Source organism: Streptomyces sp. NPDC013187 (assembly GCF_042899705.1).
Classification (GTDB): Bacteria; Actinomycetota; Actinomycetes; order Streptomycetales; family Streptomycetaceae; genus Streptomyces; species Streptomyces hawaiiensis_A.
The window spans coordinates 428,040-446,223 of the sequence record NZ_JBIBAF010000006.1 but is presented as its reverse complement, the minus strand read 5'-3'; the positions used below and the strand labels follow the sequence as shown (position 1 = coordinate 446,223).

Genomic DNA, 18,184 nt, shown 5'->3' with positions numbered 1-18,184 from the left:
GCGGCCCCGTTCGGGGGCCGCCCTTTGTGGTGTCCGGTGCTCGCTCAGATGTCGCCGCGCCGTCCCGGCGGAAGCGCGGCCGGTACGTAGTGCATCCCCGTGCCGTACACGCCCGTGCCGTACGCGCCGACGGTCCCGACGCGCTGCCACTGCGGCTGCTGCCCGGCGGCGTGGCGGGCGCTCTGGGCGCCCGCGCTGTAGGCGCTGTACGAGCTGCCGTACGTCCCTGCGTACGAGCCCGAACCGTACGGGGTGTTCCCGAAGGCGGTGAAGCCCAGCTTCTCCTCGCCGCTGCGGTCGCCTGGCAGTGCGCGGAAGGACTTGACGTACTCGGCGTAGAGCGCGTCGTAGATCGGCGTGGCCGATGGGCCGCACTGGGAGTCCTGAGCCGATCGCGCGGACGGGATCGGCGAGAAGGACTGGCGGCGGGGAACGTCGTATGCGTGCACGTATGTCCAAACGACCCCGGGGGTCAAGGGATGCGGCCCGGGTACCGCTTTCGCAGGTGGACGGCGTGGACGGGTGACGTGTGGCTCAGGTACCGGCCAGCGGCAGCGCCGAGGCGACCAGCTTTCCGTTCGCCGCCGCCTTGTCCAGCGCGTCCCGCAGCAGGTCCTCGCGCGGCTGGCGGCCGATCGAGCCGGCCGGCGCGGCGAACATCAGCACCTGCTGGTGCTTGTTGGCGGCCGCGCGCCACCCCTCGGTCACCTGGAGCGGCTGGTGCGCCTGCCACCAGGCCACCGGCTGGCCGCCGCCCGCGCCCGGCTGGAGCACCGCGTGCAGCCGGCCCACGGCGAGCAGCACCGACCAGCCGTGCAGCACCGGCGGTACGGCGGCCAGCTCCGTCAGCGGCATGAAGCCCTGCTCGATGAGCAGCGGCAGGAAGTCGTCGCCGCCGCCGGTCGCGCCGGGCCGGGCGATGGGACCGGTCGGCTCGACCACCAGGGCCGGGTGCAGCTCCCCGCCGATCAGGACGAGCCCGCTGGTCACGCCGAGCACCGCCTGCTCGGGCACCGCCTTGTCGGGCACCGCCCTGTCGGGCTCCAGGTCGACCGTGTCGCCGGTGATGGACTTCACGGCGCCCCGCAGCTGCTCCTCGGTGACCTGCACGACCTGCGAGGGCAGGCAGCCGGCGTGGGCGAAGGCGAGGACGGCGGTCTCGTCCCCGATGAACAGGACGGTGCTGGTGCGCTCCTGCGCGGAGTCGCCCGGAGTGCGGCAGGACGTGCAGTCGTAACTGCCCGGGGCGGTCTCTCCGGCGAGCAGGCGGTCGGCTTCTTCGTCGCCGATCTCGGCGCGTACCTCGTCGCTGACGTCGAGCATGCGCGGCACGGGTGGCTCCCTCGGGGATGCGGTGCGTGGCAAAGCCGGGTGGCTCCCGGCCCGTGGTCCGGGTAGGTCCCGGCTCATGCAGAAGACAACGGGCGATCTGTGGCGGGAGTCACGCCCCAGGGCGAACGGAATCGAACCATCCAGCGCACGGAGTCACGCTTCGCGCGGAATCGCGCACTCACCGTCAACTCGGCGTGCTGCAAAGGGTGTTGGGAGGGTGAAGTGGGTCACAGATCGCCAGGGTTGCTGGTCGACAAATCCGGAAATCCGCGAATGAAGTGGGTGTCCGGAAATTGCCGTTACCCGAGGTATCGGTGAACTGGCCTGCCCGGACGGGCGACTGGTTGATGCCGGCCGCCCGCCTCCTTAGATTCCTCCGCCGTGTGCAACGAGCACCGCTCGGGTACGTCCACCGGCCGCCGGGTTCCCAGGAACCGGGCACGGCACCGCTCCGGTGGACGGGGCGAGCGCGACCCTCGCGCCCCATGGCGCGGGAGTGGCGCTCCGCCTTGGGGGATCCCGGGTGTTTCGAAAGGGACCTACATGTCCGAATGTGCCGATACCAATCGCTCCCACGCCCGGAAGCACCAGGTGCGTACGACGGCGGTCCTCGCCGGGGCGGCACTGCTCGCGCCCCTAGGACTGCTGGCCGCGACCGGTGACGCCGCGGCGGCCGACAGCGGAGTGTGGGACCGCATCGCCCAGTGCGAGAGCGGCGGCGACTGGCACATCAACACCGGCAACGGCTACTACGGCGGACTCCAGTTCGCCCCGTCGACCTGGAGCGCCTACGGCGGCACGGCGTACGCGCCCACCGCCGACCGGGCGAGCAGGACCCAGCAGATCGCCGTCGCCACCAAGGTCCAGCGCGCCCAGGGATGGGGCGCCTGGCCCGTCTGCTCGGCACGCGCCGGGGCGAGCGGCGGCGCACCCGCCGCAGACCCGGTCACCTCCACCAAGCCCTCGGCGGCGAAGCCGTCGAAGGCCCCCGCGCGCGCAGCGGGACACGCGGACCGCGGCTCCTCCCGCGGTGACTACACCGTCCGCCGGGGCGACACACTGAGCGGCGTCGCCGCCCGGCACGGAACCACCTGGCAGCGCCTCTACGCCGCCAACGAGACCGTCATCGGGACCAACCCCGACGTGATCGTGCCCGGCCTGCGCCTCAGGTTCTGAGCCGCTGCTCCCCCTCGCCGGGACACGGGCCCCGTCCGGTCCACCGACCGGACGGGGGTTCAGGCGTGATGCCGCCCGACCGACCGACCGGACGGGGTTCAGGCGTGATGCCGCCCGGCCGACCGGACGGAGTTCAGGCCTGAAGCCGCCCGGCCGACCGCACCACGACGGCCGGCACGCGAGTGTCCCGGATCAGCCGGCGAGCTCACCCGCCTCCCCGGCGAACACGACCGCCCCGCGGCGCAGTTCGTAGACGACGGCCGGCCGCTCCCGCAGGGCGGGCGGCAGCCGCTGCTCGGCGATCACCACACAGGCGTCGAGCGCGCCCAGCAGCTCGTACGTCCGGTCCGCGACCGAGGGGGACATGCCCTGGGCGGGCTCGTCGACGAGCACCACGCGCGCGCGTGCGAGCAGCGCCCGGGAGAGGGCGAGCATGCGCTGCTCCCCGCCGGAGAGGGTGCCGGCGCGCCGCTCCAGCAGGGGCCGCAGCTGCGGGTAGGCGTCCAGGGCCACGGTGTGGTCGCGCGCGGCGAGTTCGAGGTTCTCGCGCACGGTGAGCGAGCCGAAGACGGCCCGCCGCTCCGGCACCAGGCACATCCCGCGCCGGGCGCGTTCGTACGCCGGGACGCGGGTCACGTCCGTGCCGTCCCACACCACCGCGCCGCCCGACAGGGGCAGCGTGCCGGCCAGGGCGTTCAAAGCGGTGGTGCGGCCGGAGCCGTTGCGGCCCAGCAGCAGGGTGGGGCCCGGGCCGTGAGCGGCGAGGGTGATGCCGTGCAGGGCCTCCAGGGGTCCGTAGCGCACGCGTGCGTGGCGCAGGGAGAGCGTCGTCATCGGCCGGCCCCCCGGTCCAGGGCGTCCAGGACCTGCCCGGGCGGACCGGAGGCGACGATGCGGCCCGCGGTCATCACCTGCACGACGTCGGCGAGACCGGCCACCAAATCCAGGTCGTGCTCGACGACGAGGAGGGCCGTGCCGTCGGCGGCCAGGGCCTTCAGGACCCGGGCCAGGGCGGTCACTTCGGCGGTGTCGAGACCTGCGGCGGGCTCGTCCAGCAGAAGGACGCGGGGGCTGCCCGCGAGGACCCGGGCCAGCTCGACGCGGCGCAGCGTCCCGGTGGGCAGTGAGGCGGCGGGCCGTGCGCGTACGGGCCCGTCGAGCCCGAACAGTCTGAGGGTGCGCTCGACCGCGCCCGGGTCGGCCACCCGGCCCTGCTCGGCGCCCACCCGGACGTTCTCGGCCACCGTCAGCGAGGGGAAGACGGCCAGCTGCTGGAAGGTGCGCGCGATACCGAGCCGGGTGCGGGCCTGGGCGGACAGAGCGGTGATGTCCCGCCCGCCGAGCCGCACGGTCCCGCGCCCCGGCCGCAGCGTCCCGGCCAGACAGTGGAACAGGGTGCTCTTCCCGGCCCCGTTGGGTCCCACGACCGCGGTGATCCGGCCGGGGGAGAGGCCCAGGTCCACCCCGTCGAGAGCGGTGAAGCCGCCGTAGCGGACGTGGAGGCCCCGGGCGGTGAGGAGGGGCGCGGTCGCGGCGGGGGCCGCTGCGGTCGGGCGGGGTTCCGGACGGGGTTCGCCGTCTCGGTGTTCGTGCCCAGCCGCGGATCCCGTCGCTCCGGCCCGATTCGCCCCCCGCACCACGCCCGTCGCCCCCGTCGGCGTCGGTGCCCTCCGCGCCGGCTGCGGCTCCGCCGCGTGCAGCAGTGCGCGGGCCCGCCGGCCCGCCTCCGTCAACGCCGGGGCACGGCGCAGCCGCAGATGTTCCGCCGTCGTGCGCAGGGCCTCGTACGGGCCGCCCGGGAAGCGGCCCACCAGGATCGCGAGGACACCGACGAGGGCCGCCGCGACCCCGCCCCGGGTGCCCGCGTCCAGCCCGACCAGGAGAGCCGCGGCGGCGAGGGCGCCGAGCGTGCTGTCGGCGCCCAGCACCACCACCGCCGCGAACCACAGCAGGCCCCGCACCGGGTCGTAGGCGCCCGCGTCGAAGGCACGCAGCCCCATGCCGAGCATGGCGCCGCCCAGTGCGGCCAGCGCGGCGCCCGCGACGAACGCCAGCAGCTTGAGGGACGGCACCCGGACCCCCGCCGCCTGCGCGCCCCGCTCGTGATCCCGCATGGCGGCCAGGGCCCGGCCCGTCCGCCCCCGGCGCAGCGCGTGCGTGGCCAGCAGCGCGACCGCCAGCAGGAGCAGCTCCAGGACGTAGTACGCCCGGTCCCCGTCGAAACCCGCCGGGCGGCCGAGCGTGAGGCCCGCCGTGGCGTACGGCTGGGCGAAGACGAAGCGGCTCACCCCCACGCCGACCGCGAACGTGGCCAGCGCCAGCGCCAGGCCCCGGCGGCCGATCGCCGGCCAGCCCGTCAGCAGGCCGAGCGGCGCCACCAGGACCACCGACACCCCGAGGGCCGCCAGCTCCGGCAGGGCGGGCAGCCCCGGGAAGCGGCCCGCCGCCAGCAGCGCCGTGAACAGGGCGCCCAGGCCCGCGTAAGCCGCCTGCCCCAGCGAGATCTGGCCGCCGCGCCCGGTGACGATCACCAGGGACAGCAGGATCACGGCCAGCGCCGGCACCTGGACCGCGGTGTGCAGATCCTGGCCTGCGAGCCCCAGCGGCAGCAGGAACAGCACGAGCACCACGATCCAGGCGCCCGGCGGGGTCGGCACGCGCGCCGTTGCCGTGCGGGGCAGCGCGTCCCGCTCCCCGACGCCCGGCAGGACCAGCGCCGCGACCAGCAGCGCGACGACGAACAGGTTCGTGCCCACCGCCTGGAGCAGCGGCTCGGCCCAGCCCGACGGGTGCAGCCGCGTCAGCTGGCTCTGCGCCACCCCGATGCCGAGTGCCACCACCACCGCGACCGGCAGGCTCCGCATCCGCGCGGCCACCGCGACCGCCACGACCTCCATCACGAGGAGCGAGAGACCGTACGGGTCGAGCCGCACGTACGGTGCCAGCAGCACACCCGTCAGGCCTGCGGTGAACGAACCGAACGCCCAGCCGGTGGCCGCGACCCGGTCCGCGTCGACACCGCCCAGCACCGCGAGCCGCCGGTCGTCCACCACGGCCCGCAGCTCCCGCCCGAACCGCGTCCGGCGGACCACCGCCGCGACCCCGGCGGCCAGCACCAGCACCACCGCCGGCTGCCCCCACGGCTCGTCCGGCACCAGCACCGGGGCGTCGTCCCGTGCCCCCTGCCCCCACAGCAGCGCCGCGCCGCCCACCAGCAAGACGAACACCCCGATGGACGCCACCAGCGTCTGCGCGGGATCGCCGCCCAGGACCGCCAGGGGCCGGAAGACGAACCGTTCCAGGACCACCCCCAGTCCCGGCGCCAGCACCAGCAGCGTCACCACGGCCCCGAGCCAGAGGGGCCAGCCCCACTCGACCACGCACTGCCGCAGCACGTACGCGCACACCATGGCGATCGCGCCGTGCGCGAAGTTGAGCACCCCGGTCGCGCGGTACGTCACGACCAGGCCGATCCCGGTGAGCGCCGCCGCGCTGCCGACCGAGAGCCCGGCGAGCGTGAGGTCGTACGTCAGCGAGGACATCAGTCGGTTTCTTCGGCCGGTTCGCAGATCGGGCAGGCGTCCAGCTCACCGCGCTCCACCAGCTTGGAGTCCACCGGGACGGCCTCCGCCTTACCGGCGACCAGCGGGCAGTCCGCGCGGTGCCACAGCGTGCCGCCCGGCACCATCAGCAGGTCGCCGCTGACCGCGAGCGGTGCGAGCGCGGCCCGGCCGGTCCCCTCCGGCTCGTCCGGCTCCGCCGCCACCAGCAGGTGGTACAGCTCCTCCACGCGCGTGGCGGCGATCGACTCCCGGCCCCGGGCGAGCAGCACCGCCCCGGCGATGATCAGCGCGGCCCCGGGGATCGTGCAGGAGGCGAGGTAGGGCAGCTGCCGTTCGGCGTAACGCTCGCCGGAGACCCCGTACCAGCCGACGACGCACAGCACCGCCCCGGCGGCCAGGGCGGCCCAGCCCGCCCACAGGACGGGATGCACGGTCCGCAGTCGGCTGGTCCGCATCGCTGGCTCCCACACATCGGATTCGGCTGTGCGTGCGTCGGGCTGCCTGTTCAAGTCCGCCGATCGCTTGCACTATGCCCTGTGGAAGCTGACCCTGAAAGCACCGGGCGCACATGGCCCGGACCGACACCCGGTGGTGAGCCAGATGGTTCTCGGCAGCGACCTCAAGCGGGGGAACGCGACGGGGGGTCCACGCACCGCGCGGCGGGGTACGGCGATCGCCGCGGCCCTGGTCCTGGCCCTCGCCCCGGCCCTGGCGGCCTGCAGCGACGACAGTGGCGGCGGCAGCGAGTCCACGCCCCCCACCCCGGCCCCGGAGCGGACCACCAGCGCCCCGGCCTCCGCGCCGGCGGACCGGGCCGCGGCGGAGGCGGAGATCCGGCAGAACTGGCAGAAGTTCTTCGACCCGAAGACCTCGACCGAGGAGAAGCAGGCCGTCCTGGAGAACGGCGACCGGATGGGCCCGGTCCTGCAGGCGTTCAGCGGTGACGAGCGCGGCGGGCAGGTCGAGGCGAAGGTCACCAAGGTCGAGTTCACCTCGGCGACCGGGGCGGACGTGACGTACACGCTCACCCTGAAGGGCGCCACCGCCCTGCCCGACGCCTCCGGAAGCGCCGTCGAGCAGGACGGCACCTGGAAGGTGTCCGCCAAGACGCTGTGCGCGCTGGTGCAACTGAGCGGCAATGCGTCACCGATCCCGGGCTGCTGAGGCCCTGGCCGCTGCGCTGCTGCTCGCCCTGAGCGCGGCTTGCGGCAGCCGGCTCCCGGAGAGCGACTTCGACCACGACGACCGCACCCCCGCGCCCCGCGACGCCGCGCCCCTGCGGGTCGGCATCATCACCAGCGCCACCAGCCCGGTCGGCGGCAGCGCCTTCACCGGCCCGCGCGACGGCGCCCGGGCCTTCTTCGACCGGCTCAACTCGCGCGGGGGCATCGACGGCCGCCGGGTCGAGGTGCGCACGTGCGACGACGGCGGCAGCGGCGTCGGCAACAACGAGTGCGTGCACCGACTCGTCGAGGAGGACCAGGTCGTCGCCCTGGTCGCCACCACCGCCCTCGACTACGCGGGGGCCTCCCGGGTCTCCCGCGCGCGCGTGCCCGACATCGGCGGCCAGCCCATCGGCACCGCCTACGACACCTTCCCGCACCTCTACGGCATCTACGGCAGTCTCGCGCCCCGCGACGGCACCCCCGGCTGGGACGGGAAGCTGTACGGCGGCACCGAGGTCTACCGCTACTTCGAACGCGAGCACGGCGCCCGCACCGCCGCCGTCGTCTCCTACAACCAGTCCGCCTCGGCCGCCTACGCCCGGCTTGTCGAGCGGGGCCTGCGCGCCGAGGGCTACAAGGTCGTCACCGAGCAGGTCGACTTCGCCCTGCCGAACTTCCGCGCCGTCGCCGCCGATCTGAAGGAGCAGGGCGCCGACCTGGTGTTCGACGCCATCGACGGGCACGGCAACGCGCAGCTCTGCCGGGCCATGGACGAGGCCGGTGCCGACGTCACCGCCAAGGTGACCAACGTGCAGAACTGGACGTCCACCGTCACCGACGACTACAAGGACGCCCCGCGCTGCCGCAACGTCCTCTGGGCGACGGGCGCCAGCCGCAACTTCGACGACACCGGGCACCCGGCCGTACGGGAGTTCCGCGAGGCGACGAAGGACCTCAAGACGCACTCCCAGTGGCAGCTGGAGGGGTGGGCGGCCGCGCGCTGGTTCACGGACGCGGCGAAGTCCTGCGCGAACACGGGCATCACCCGCGCGTGCGTCGACTCCTTCATGGACCGCAGCCAGGGCTACACCGCCGGAGGACTGCTGCTCCCCGTCCGCTTCGACCGCCTGCCCGAGCCGCCGAAGAGCAGCAGGACCTGCCTGTCGGTGGCCCGCTGGCAGGACGGCAGGGGCTGGGTGGGCCAGGGGGACATGAACCGCACCTGCTTCACCGTCCCCCAACTGGCCTACGCGCCTTGAGGACAGCAGTTGTCCGCAAGGCCTGGCAGACTCGCCCCATGTTGGAGACCTCGGCCCGTCTGCTGCGTCTGCTGTCCCTGCTCCAGGCCCACCGCGAGTGGTCCGGCGCCGACCTGGCCGGCCGGCTCGGCGTCAGCGCCCGCACCCTGCGCCGGGACGTCGACCGGCTGCGCGAACTGGGCTACCCGGTCAACGCCAGCCCCGGCACCGGCGGCGGCTACCAGCTGGGCGCGGGCGCCGAACTCCCGCCGCTGCTCCTGGACGACGACGAGGCCGTCGCCGTGGCGGTCGGACTGCGCACGGCCGCCGGGCAGGGCATCGACGGTATCGGGGAGACCTCGGTCCGGGCCCTCGCCAAGCTGGAACAGGTGCTGCCGAACCGGCTCCGCCGCCGGGTGAGCGCCCTCAACGCCGTCACCGTGCCCATGCTGCGCAGCACACTGCCCTCCTCGGTCGACCCGGCGGTGCTCACCGAACTCGCCCATCTGTGCCGGGACGCCGAGCGGCTGCGCTTCGAGTACCGCGGCCACGACGGCACCCCCTCCCGCCGCACCGTCGAACCGCACCGGCTGGTGTGCACCGAACGCCGCTGGTACCTGGTCGCCTGGGACCTCGACCGGGACGACTGGCGCACGTTCCGCGTGGACCGCGTCACGCCCAAGCCGCCGCACGGCCCGCGCTTCAACCCCCGCAAGCCTCCCGCGGAGGACCTCGCCGCCTACGTCTCCCAGGGCGTCTCCACGCGCGCGTACGCCACTCACGCCGTCGTGCGGCTCCTGGTGCCCCTGGAGGAGGCCGCCGAGCACATCTCGCCCTCGGCCGGGGTGCTGGAGGCCGAGGGCCCGGACAGCTGTCTGCTGCGCTGCGGCGCCGGCAGCCTCGACGTGATGGTCATCCACGTCGTCCTGCTGGGCTTCGAGTTCGAGGTGCTGGAGCCGGTCGGGCTGATCGAGGCGATCAGGAGGACTCGGGACCGGCTTGATGGCGCTCTGGCTCGGGCTGCGCAGTCACCGCCGCGTACTGGGGATGGTGCAGATCGAACGCCGGGGACTCGGAGCGGATCCGGGGCAGCGTCGTGAAGTTGTGCCTCGGCGGCGGGCACGAGGTCGCCCACTCCAGGGAGCGGCCGTAGCCCCAGGGGTCGTCGACCTCGACCTTCTCGCCGTACTTGGCGGTCTTCCACACGTTGTAGAGGAACGGCAGCGTCGACATGCCGAGCAGGAACGCGCCGATCGTCGACACCGTGTTGAGCGCCGTGAAGCCGTCCGCCGCGAGGTAGTCGGCGTACCGGCGGGGCATGCCCTCGGCGCCCAGCCAGTGCTGCACCAGGAACGTGGTGTGGAAGCCGACGAAGAGCACCCAGAACTGGATCTTGCCGAGCCGCTCGTCGAGCATCTTCCCGGTGAACTTCGGCCACCAGAAGAAGAACCCGGCGAAGATCGCGAACACGACGGTGCCGAAGACGACGTAGTGGAAGTGCGCCACCACGAAGTACGTGTCCGTCACGTGGAAGTCCATCGGCGGAGACGCCAGGATCACCCCCGTCAGGCCGCCGAACAGGAACGTCACCAGGAAGCCGGTCGCCCACAGCATCGGCGTCTCGAAGGACAGCGAGCCCTTCAGCATGGTGCCGGCCCAGTTGAAGAACTTCACCCCCGTCGGCACCGCGATCAGGAAGCTCATGAAGGAGAAGAACGGCAGCAGCACCGCACCCGTCGCGAACATGTGGTGCGCCCACACGATCATCGACAGGCCGGTGATCGCCATCGTCGCCCCGACCAGCGTCAGATAGCCGAACAACGGCTTGCGGCTGAAGACCGGGATGATCTCCGTGATGATGCCGAAGAACGGCAGCGCGATGATGTACACCTCGGGATGGCCGAAGAACCAGAACAGGTGCTGCCACAGGATCGCGCCGCCGTTGGCCGCGTCGAAGACCTGAGCACCGAACCGCCGGTCCGCCTCCAGCACCAGCAGCGCCGCCGCCAGCACCGGGAACGCCATCAGGATCAGGATCGACGTGAACAGGGTGTTCCAGACGAAGATCGGCATCCGGAACATCGTCATGCCCGGGGCGCGCATCCCGATGATCGTGGTGATGAAGTTGACCGCACCGAGGATCGTGCCGAAGCCCGACAGTGCCAGCCCCATGATCCACAGATCGGCCCCGATCCCCGGCGAGCGCTCCGCGCTGTTGAGCGGGGCGTAGGCGGTCCAGCCGAAGTCCGCCGGTCCGGAGGGCACCAGCAGCGAGCCGAGCACCATCAGCCCGCCGAACAGGAACAGCCAGTACGAGAACATGTTCAGCCGCGGGAAGGCGACGTCGGGCGCGCCGATCTGCAGCGGCATCAGCTCGTTCGCGAAGCCCGCGAAGCTCGGCGTCGCGAACAGCAGCAGCATGATCGTGCCGTGCATCGTGAAGGCCTGGTTGAACTGCTCGTTGTCGATGATCTGCAGGCCCGGCCGGGCGAGCTCGGCGCGCATCAGCAGCGCCATCACCCCGGCGATCAGGAAGAAGACGAACGAGGTGACCAGGTAGAGATGGCCGATCTTCTTGTGGTCCGTCGTCGTCAGCCAGTCCACCACCACCCGCCCGTGCCGGGTGCGCGGCTCGTGCGGCGTCACCGCCTGTACGGTCTGCGTCCCCATCGCTCGCTCGCCCCTTCGCTCATCGCGTACCGGGCCCGCCGTAGCCCGCGCCTCACCTGCCCGCGAGCTCACGCCATGATGCTCGCGCCACCGCGCGCTCCGACAGGGGGAGTACCGGCCTCTCTGTGCCGGAGCCATGCATTTTCTGTACCGCCCCGACTTCACCGGGCCGAGCCGGCAGTGGAAAGGGACGGAGCTCAGAAGGCACTTCTCCCGGAACTTTCCGCCGGGCTTTCCCATGAGCTCATGGGACACGCGGGAATTACGATCGAATGCCTGCGGAAGGCGTACGGAACCGCTCGTCCGTGTGACGGACAGCTCCCGAAACTCCTGTCGTGATCTTGTGACAGAAGCGTGACGGGAGGCGGACGGTGACCGGCCGCGACCCCGCTCGCGCGGCCGCCGCCCGGACTTCCGCGGTCGCCCGGCAGGACATAGCGTGGCGGCATGGCACCGACTCCGACACCTTCCGCCGAACCCGACGACAGCCCGGACACCTATGTCGGCTTGGAGGCCGGCCGAGCCGAACGCCTCGCGCGTCAGCGCGGCTGGCCGACGGTGCGTGCGCTGCCGCCGGGGGCGATCATCACGATGGAGTACCGCGTGGGCCGGCTGAACTTCGAGGTCAAGGGCGGTCGGGTGGCGCGGGCCTGGAAGGGCTGAGATCCGGCGAAGGCCCCGGTTCCGCTCTGGAACCGGGACCTTCGCCACGCCGGGCGGGGTCGCGTACGCCGGTGGTCAGCCGCCCGTAACGGGCCGGGCCGACGAGGCGGAACCGCGCGGGTGGCGCTCGGCGTGCGGCGGGCGGCGGCTGCCGGCCGGAGTGATCGGCGAGCGCTCCGAGCGGACCGTGTGCGGGCCCGACGCCAGATGGACCGGGGCCCGCGACGAGCGGGCAGCGATGTCGTCACGGTCGGGCAAGGGCGTGACCACGACGGGCGGCGCGCCGACCGGGACTGCCGAGGTGCGGCGCCTGCGGGCCCGCACGCGGTCGCGGAGGTCGAAGATCGCGTTCTCGGCCCGGGCGATCAGCGGCTCGAACCACGGCAGCCCGAGCAGGATCAGCAGACCCGCGGTCCAGCCGAGGAGTACATCGCTCAGCCAGTGCGTACCGAGGTAGACGGTGGCCATCCCGACGCCGAGCGAGGTCACCGCGGACACGGCGGACAGCCAGCGCTGCGCTCTGGCACTGGAGGCCAGATAGGCCAGGATTCCCCAGGTCACCACGGCATTGGCGGTGTGACCGCTCGGAAATATATCGCCGCCGAGCCACATCTCGTTCGAGCCGATGATGGTCGCGTAGTGCGGTCCCAGGCGGCCCATGCCGTACTTGGCGGCGCCGACCGTGATGTTCAGCAGCAGCAGTGAGACGCCGAGCGCGAGCAGGGGCCGCAGGGTGTGCTGCCGCCAGGAGCGCCAGCCCAGCCAGGCCGCGACCATCACGGCGGTCGGGCCGCGCTGTCCGAGGACCACGTAGTAGTCGACGAACCAGTGGATCTCCGACCACTGCTGGTAGGGGCGGAAGAACATGACCTGCCAGTCGAGCCGGACCAGCCAGGACGTGATCACCACGGCCCACACGATCGCGCCGTAGAAGGCCAGGGTCGCCGCGAAGAGCACGATGCGGTGCCTGCTCATCTTCGGCACATCGATGTGGGCCGGTCGTTCCGGCTCACGGTCCAGCCGGGCGAAGACCCGGTCCAGACGGGTGAGCTTCGGTTCGGTACGCACCCAATCGACGTTACAGCGAGTGAGCTGAGATCCCGGGCGAATCAACGGCTTTGTGATGACGATGTGATGTGGGATTCCTCTCAGGAAGAGGTTTATTTCCAGCGAATCTGCAATCGCCGGACGCTGTGGCCTTCAATTCCTTTGATCATTTCGGATGGGGGTTTTATTGCGCTTTTGAATTCGTTCACCGGAGCATGGTGCCGAATTCCCCTGGCGCTCACAGCGGGTCAGGGTGGACCGGAACCGTTCAGCCAGAACGCCCCGTACACCGCGGAGGCCACCGCAACGCACCCCAGTACGGCCGCTGACCTGCGGATACGCGCCTTCGCCAAGGCGACGGCGAGGGGCAGCAGCAGGGGGAAGGCGGGCAGCAGCAGCCGCGGTTTCGAGCCGAAGTAGCTCGACGCGCACAGGGCCAGCGCGGTCACGACGCCGGTGTAGACCAGCAGCGGCAGCGGCTGGCGCTGACGTACTCCGGTCACATACAGCCAGACGACTGACGCGACCCCGAGGATCAGTCCCACGCCGGCCAGGGCCGCCGGGAACGAGGTGAACTTCTCGGCGACGAACCGGGCGAAGGCGTACCCGCCGTCGAAGCCGTTGCGCCATCCGGCCTGGACGTCGAGATATCCCAGCGGACCCCTGCCCGTGCGGTGCCCGACCCAGAAGACGTAGCCGGCGGTGCCCAGGGGGGCCAGGAGCATGGCGAGGACGCGCCGGGTCCGGGTCTCGCGGTCGGCCGGGGCCTCCGTCACGTGCGAACCGGTCGTGCGCCCCTCCTGCACGAAGGCGGCCGCCGCCGTCGCCCACACCGCCGCCACCACGGCCAGGCCCACCGGGCGGGTCAGTCCCGCGAGCAGGGCCAGCGCGCCCGCCGTCACCCACCGGCCGGTCAGCACCGCGTACAGCGACCAGGCCGCGAGCGCCGTGAACAGGGACTCGCTGTACGCCATCGACTGCACGATCCCGACCGGCAGGACGGCCCACAGCAGCACCGCGCACACGCCCGCCCGGCGGCCGTACACATGGTCCGCCACTGCGAAGATCCCCCACGCCGCCGCGAGCGAGGCGAGCAGGCTGACGAGGAACCCCCCGTCCGCGTACGACAGCGGCGAGATCGCCGCCACCAGCCGCTCCAGCCAGGGCAGCAGCGGGAAGAACGCCAGGTTCGAGTGCACGTCCCCGTTCGCCAGCCGCACCTCGTAGCCGTACCCGAGCTCGGCGACCCTGACGTACCAGAGCGCGTCCCAGCGGGCGGTCAGCAGCGTGTACGCGCTCTTGTCCCGCGCCTCGCTCCACAGGAACAGGGCGAGCAGGCCCAGCGCGCGGACGGCCGCGTACCCGGCGAGCGCCGGGGCCGCCAGGCGCAGCGCCCCGGCGCGGGACGGGGCCGCGCGCGTCTCGAGATCGGTCACCCGCCCGATTATCGACCCGGGCCGGAACCACCCGGTCGGCCGACGCGTCGACGACACGGGAGGAAGTGGCGCACGCCACATCCTTACGCCGGAGGTGTGAGAGGTCCGCCACTGGTCTCCGCCGGGGACTCGCGTACGCTGACGTGTCACTCGCTTTTCGTTTGCGCCGGCCGGATACCGCCGCTCCTCTCCGGCCGAGTCGCGGGGGCGTCCCCCACCCCGCGAGCCCGCCGATCGCGAGGGAGCATCTGGGAGGTACGTACATGTCCGGGACGACCACGGCCGCCGCTGCGCTGCGCCGTCGGGCGGCCGGGGCCGGGGCCGGTGCCAACCGCTGGGTGGTCCTCGTCGTCCTCTGCGTCAGCCTGCTGCTGGTCGCCGTCGACGCCACCGTGCTGCACGTGGCGGTCCCCGCCGTCACCGAGGACCTGAGGCCCGGCGGGATCGAGCTGCTCTGGATCGTCGACGTCTACCCACTGGTCTGCGCCTCGCTGCTGATCCTGTTCGGCACGCTGGGCGACCGCATCGGCCGCCGGAGAGTCCTGCTCCTCGGATACACGCTGTTCGGCGTCGCCTCCGGCCTCGCGGCCCTGGCCGACAGCGCCCACGTGCTGATCGTGGCGCGGGCGCTGCTCGGGGTGGGCGGCGCGATGATCATGCCCGCGACCCTCTCGATCCTGCGGCAGGTCTTCCCGGACCGGCGCGAGCGGGCGCTCGCGATCGGCATCTGGAGTGCCGTGGCCGCGGTGGGCGCGGCCGTCGGTCCGCTGCTCGGCGGCTTCCTGCTGGAGCACTTCTGGTGGGGCTCGGTGTTCCTCGTCAACATTCCGTTGATGCTGGTCAGCCTTCCGGTGGGACGACTGCTGCTGCCCGAGTCCAAGGGGGACGGCAGGGGCCCCTGGGACGTGGTCGGTGCGCTGATGGCGGCGGCCGGACTGTTCGGTGTCGTGCTCGGCGTGAAGCGGCTCGGCAGCGGGGAGTCCCTGGGCAGCCTGCTCACCGTGCCGTCGCTGGTGGTGGGCGCCGCGCTGCTGGTCGCCTTCGTACGGCGGCAGCGGCGGCGGACGTATCCGCTGGTGGACCTGAAGATGTTCGCGCGGCCGGCGTTCAGCACGTCCGTCGGGTGCATCGTGCTGGCCATGCTCGCGCTGGTCGGGCTGGAACTGATCGCGGCGCAGTACCTGCAGCTGGTGCTCGGACTGTCGCCGCTGGAGACCGGGCTGCGGTTGCTGCCGCTGACGTTCGCGGCGATGGCGGCCGGGCTGGCCGGCGCGCGGATGCTGCGGCGGTTCGGGCCGCGCCGGATGGTGTGCGCCGGGTTCTGCCTCACGGCGTTCGCGGTGGTGCTGCTGACGGCGCTGGGGCGGACGGACGACTGTGCGCTGATGGTGAGCGGGTTCGTGCTGCTCGGCTTCGGGCTGGAGACGACGCTGTTCGGCGCGTACGAGTCGATGCTGAGCGAGGCGCCGCCGGAGCAGGCCGGTGGGGCGGCGGCGATCGGGGAGACGTCGTACCAGCTCGGGGCGGGCATCGGGATCGCGCTGCTCGGCACCGTCATGAACGCGGCGTACGCGCCGGGGCTGTCGGGCGTGCCCGGGGTGCCGGCGTCGGCATCCGCGTCCGCGGGGCATTCGCTGGGGGAGGCGTACGAGGTCGCCGCGCAGCTGGGCGGGTCGGCCGGGGCCGCTCTGCGGCATGCCGCCCGGGACGCGTTCGTGCACGGGCTGCACGTCACGTTGCTGGTGAGCGCGGGGTTGTTGCTGCTCGGGGCGGCGATGGCGCTGCGGCTGCCGCGGGTGATGCAGTGTGAGCCGGAGCAGGTGGAGCTGCCCGCCCCCAGGGACGCGGCGGAGTCCCGCGTCTCGGTGTGACCCCCCTTCGCCCACCCACGCACCGCCCGTAGCTGCCGGACGAGGGGTGAGGGTCGCCCGTGGGGGTGCTGCGCCGTTGGCGGCTTGCGGGTGTCGGCCCTTGCCCACCCCCGCGCCGTCCGTAGCTGTGGCTGCAGGGGCGAGGATCGCTCGTGGGGGTGGTTCGCCGTGGCGGCTTGCCGGTGTCGGGGCTGTGGGTGGTGCTTGGGCGGGCTCAGGCCGTAGCGTCTGACTAGCGGTGCTAGTTAAGAGCTTCGGAGGGTGTCGATCATGTCCGGTTCGTCCAAGCTGCCTCCCTTCGATCCGGGCGATCCCCTCGGCCTGGACGATCTGCTGGAGCCCGAGGATCTCGGGATCAGGGACACCGTGCGGGCCTGGGCCGCGGACCGGGTGCTGCCATATGTCGCCGAGTGGTACGAGAAGGGGGAGCTGCCGGGGATCCGGGAGCTGGCCCGTGAGCTCGGCGGTATCGGAGCCCTCGGCATGTCCCTGGACGGGTACGGGTGCGCCGGCGCGTCCGCCGTGCAGTACGGGCTCGCCTGCCTGGAGCTGGAGGCCGCCGACTCCGGCATCCGTTCCCTCGTCTCCGTGCAGGGCTCCCTCGCCATGTACGCCATCCACCGCTTCGGCAGCGAGGAGCAGAAGCAGCGGTGGCTGCCGCGCATGGCCGCCGGCGAGGTCATCGGCTGCTTCGGGCTCACCGAGCCCGACCACGGCTCCGACCCCGCCGCCATGCGGACGTACGCCAAGCGCGACGGCTCCGACTGGATCCTCAACGGCCGCAAGATGTGGATCACCAACGGGTCGGTCGCCGGTGTCGCCGTCGTGTGGGCGCAGACCGAGGAGGGGATCCGCGGGTTCGCGGTGCCCACCGACAGCGGTGGGTTCTCCGCTCCCGAGATCAAGCACAAGTGGTCCCTCAGGGCCTCCGTCACCAGCGAGCTCGTGCTCGACGACGTGCGGCTGCCCGCCGACGCCGTCCTCCCGGAGGTCACCGGTCTGCGCGGGCCCCTCAGCTGTCTGTCGCACGCCCGGTACGGAATCGTCTGGGGCGCCATGGGCGCCGCCCGCGCCAGTTTCGAGGCCGCGGTCGACTACGCGAAGTCGCGGGAGCAGTTCGGGCGGCCCATCGGGGGCTTCCAGCTCACCCAGGCCAAACTCGCCGACATGGCGGTCGAACTGCACAAGGGGATTCTGCTCGCCCACCACCTGGGGCGGCGTATGGACGCCGGCCGCCTGCGTCCCGAGCAGGTCAGCTTCGGCAAGCTCAACAACGTCCGGGAGGCGATCGAGATCTGCCGCACGGCCCGGACGATTCTCGGCGCCAACGGGATCTCGCTCGAATATCCCGTGATGCGGCACGCGACCAACCTCGAGTCGGTGCTCACCTATGAGGGCACCGTCGAGATGCACCAGCTCGTGCTGGGCAAGGCGCTCACCGGACTCGATGCCTTCCGTTAGGCCGGTCCCGTAACCCTGCGCGGGGGCAGGGCCGGTGAGCGGCCCTGCCTCAGCTCTGGTTGAAGAAGCCGTCCGTGCGGTGCCCGGCCGGGTCGCCGTTGACGATCTCCGTGTTGGCGGGGGTCAGCAGGAACACGCGGGTCGACACTCTCTCGATCGAACCGCGCAGGCCGAAGATCAGCCCGGCCGCGAAATCGACCACGCGCTTGGCGTCGGAGGCCTCCATGGCCGTGAGGTTCATGATGACCGGCACGCCCTCGCGGAACAGCTCGCCGATGGCGCGTGCGTCCCGGAAGCTGTCCGGGGTCACCGTGCCGATGCGGCGGCCCTTCTCCTCGGCGACGTCCGAGGCCACCTTGACGCGCGGGTCGGTGACCCAGGCTTCCCCGGGCTCGTTTCCGTCGGAGTAGTCGTCGTCGTCGTAGTAACGCTCGTCTTCGTTGTCGTCGACGAGGCCAAGCCAGGCACTTGCCTTGCGTACCGATCCCATGGACGCCTCCTCTCACAGCGGTCTTTCTGCTTTCCGCATCCCTATGGTCGTCCATGATGCGGATGGCGCGC

The 18,184-nt window shown here is 72.4% G+C and carries 15 protein-coding genes and 1 pseudogene; 7 read left to right on the top strand and 9 right to left on the bottom strand.

The features are described from left to right. Nucleotides 1-44: 44 nt before the first annotated feature. Both ACFY5B_RS15530 and ACFY5B_RS15525 read right to left on the bottom strand, forming a co-directional pair. Entirely contained in the window at nt 45-449 is a 405-nt protein-coding gene (locus ACFY5B_RS15530) for a hypothetical protein (protein ID WP_389969147.1), read from the bottom strand. A gap of 85 nt (nt 450-534) precedes the next feature. Next, nucleotides 535-1,332, bottom strand: a complete 798-nt coding sequence (locus ACFY5B_RS15525) for a hypothetical protein (RefSeq protein WP_389969145.1) — start codon at nt 1,330-1,332, stop codon at nt 535-537. Nucleotides 1,333-1,875: 543 nt separating this feature from the next. On the opposite strand from ACFY5B_RS15525, the gene ACFY5B_RS15520 reads away from it, so the two are divergent. Beyond that, a complete protein-coding gene (locus ACFY5B_RS15520; protein ID WP_389969143.1) occupies nt 1,876-2,508 on the top strand; it encodes a transglycosylase family protein in 633 nt (210 codons plus the stop codon). 192 nt (nt 2,509-2,700) lie between these two features. Here ACFY5B_RS15520 and ACFY5B_RS15515 read toward each other — a convergent pair whose 3' ends face one another. From ACFY5B_RS15515 to ACFY5B_RS15505, 3 genes are read right to left on the bottom strand one after another with little or no spacing between them, the layout of a single operon-like run. After that, entirely contained in the window at nt 2,701-3,342 is a 642-nt protein-coding gene (locus ACFY5B_RS15515) for an ATP-binding cassette domain-containing protein (RefSeq protein WP_389969141.1), read from the bottom strand. Then, complete coding sequence (locus ACFY5B_RS15510; RefSeq protein WP_389969139.1) at nt 3,339-6,050, bottom strand: branched-chain amino acid ABC transporter permease/ATP-binding protein; 2,712 nt, start codon at nt 6,048-6,050, stop codon at nt 3,339-3,341. Before ACFY5B_RS15510 ends, ACFY5B_RS15515 begins: the two co-directional genes overlap by 4 nt. Beyond that, the gene (locus ACFY5B_RS15505) at nt 6,050-6,526 is read right to left on the bottom strand and encodes a hypothetical protein (protein ID WP_389969137.1); all 477 of its coding nucleotides are present in this window, start codon (nt 6,524-6,526) and stop codon (nt 6,050-6,052) included. Before ACFY5B_RS15505 ends, ACFY5B_RS15510 begins: the two co-directional genes overlap by 1 nt. Before the next feature lie 145 nt (nt 6,527-6,671). On the opposite strand from ACFY5B_RS15505, the gene ACFY5B_RS15500 reads away from it, so the two are divergent. From ACFY5B_RS15500 to ACFY5B_RS15490, 3 genes are read left to right on the top strand one after another with little or no spacing between them, the layout of a single operon-like run. Beyond that, nucleotides 6,672-7,235 (top strand): hypothetical protein, encoded by a 564-nt coding sequence (locus tag ACFY5B_RS15500; protein WP_389969135.1) that lies wholly within the window; start codon nt 6,672-6,674, stop codon nt 7,233-7,235. Then, the gene (locus tag ACFY5B_RS15495; protein ID WP_389969133.1) at nt 7,210-8,496 is read left to right on the top strand and encodes an ABC transporter substrate-binding protein; all 1,287 of its coding nucleotides are present in this window, start codon (nt 7,210-7,212) and stop codon (nt 8,494-8,496) included. The genes ACFY5B_RS15500 and ACFY5B_RS15495 overlap by 26 nt, the downstream gene beginning before the upstream one ends. A gap of 38 nt (nt 8,497-8,534) precedes the next feature. Continuing rightward, a complete protein-coding gene (locus ACFY5B_RS15490) occupies nt 8,535-9,575 on the top strand; it encodes a helix-turn-helix transcriptional regulator (protein ID WP_389969131.1) in 1,041 nt (346 codons plus the stop codon). Here ACFY5B_RS15490 and ctaD read toward each other — a convergent pair. Continuing rightward, a pseudogene (gene ctaD, locus ACFY5B_RS15485) lies at nt 9,460-11,145 on the bottom strand (cytochrome c oxidase subunit I); the annotation flags it as partial. The gene ACFY5B_RS15490 and the pseudogene ctaD sit on opposite strands and share 116 nt — an antisense overlap. A 447-nt stretch (nt 11,146-11,592) precedes the next feature. Here ctaD and ACFY5B_RS15480 point away from each other — a divergent pair. Then, nucleotides 11,593-11,808, top strand: coding sequence for an I78 family peptidase inhibitor (locus tag ACFY5B_RS15480; protein ID WP_389969129.1), 216 nt, complete (start codon nt 11,593-11,595; stop codon nt 11,806-11,808). 75 nt (nt 11,809-11,883) lie between these two features. Here ACFY5B_RS15480 and ACFY5B_RS15475 read toward each other — a convergent pair whose 3' ends face one another. Both ACFY5B_RS15475 and ACFY5B_RS15470 read right to left on the bottom strand, forming a co-directional pair. Continuing rightward, complete coding sequence (locus ACFY5B_RS15475; protein WP_389969127.1) at nt 11,884-12,876, bottom strand: phosphatase PAP2 family protein; 993 nt, start codon at nt 12,874-12,876, stop codon at nt 11,884-11,886. A 227-nt stretch (nt 12,877-13,103) separates the two neighbouring features. After that, entirely contained in the window at nt 13,104-14,291 is a 1,188-nt protein-coding gene (locus ACFY5B_RS15470) for a mannosyltransferase family protein (protein WP_389969125.1), read from the bottom strand. 263 nt (nt 14,292-14,554) lie between these two features. Here ACFY5B_RS15470 and ACFY5B_RS15465 point away from each other — a divergent pair, with 263 nt between their 5' ends. Continuing rightward, the gene (locus ACFY5B_RS15465) at nt 14,555-16,162 is read left to right on the top strand and encodes an MFS transporter (RefSeq protein WP_389969123.1); all 1,608 of its coding nucleotides are present in this window, start codon (nt 14,555-14,557) and stop codon (nt 16,160-16,162) included. A 270-nt stretch (nt 16,163-16,432) separates the two neighbouring features. Beyond that, nucleotides 16,433-17,623, top strand: coding sequence for an acyl-CoA dehydrogenase family protein (locus tag ACFY5B_RS15460; protein WP_389969122.1), 1,191 nt, complete (start codon nt 16,433-16,435; stop codon nt 17,621-17,623). A 49-nt stretch (nt 17,624-17,672) separates the two neighbouring features. On the opposite strand, the gene ACFY5B_RS15455 is transcribed toward ACFY5B_RS15460, so the two are convergent. Further along, entirely contained in the window at nt 17,673-18,113 is a 441-nt protein-coding gene (locus ACFY5B_RS15455) for a cell division protein SepF (RefSeq protein ID WP_030850887.1), read from the bottom strand. Between the last annotated feature and the right edge of the window lie 71 nt (nt 18,114-18,184).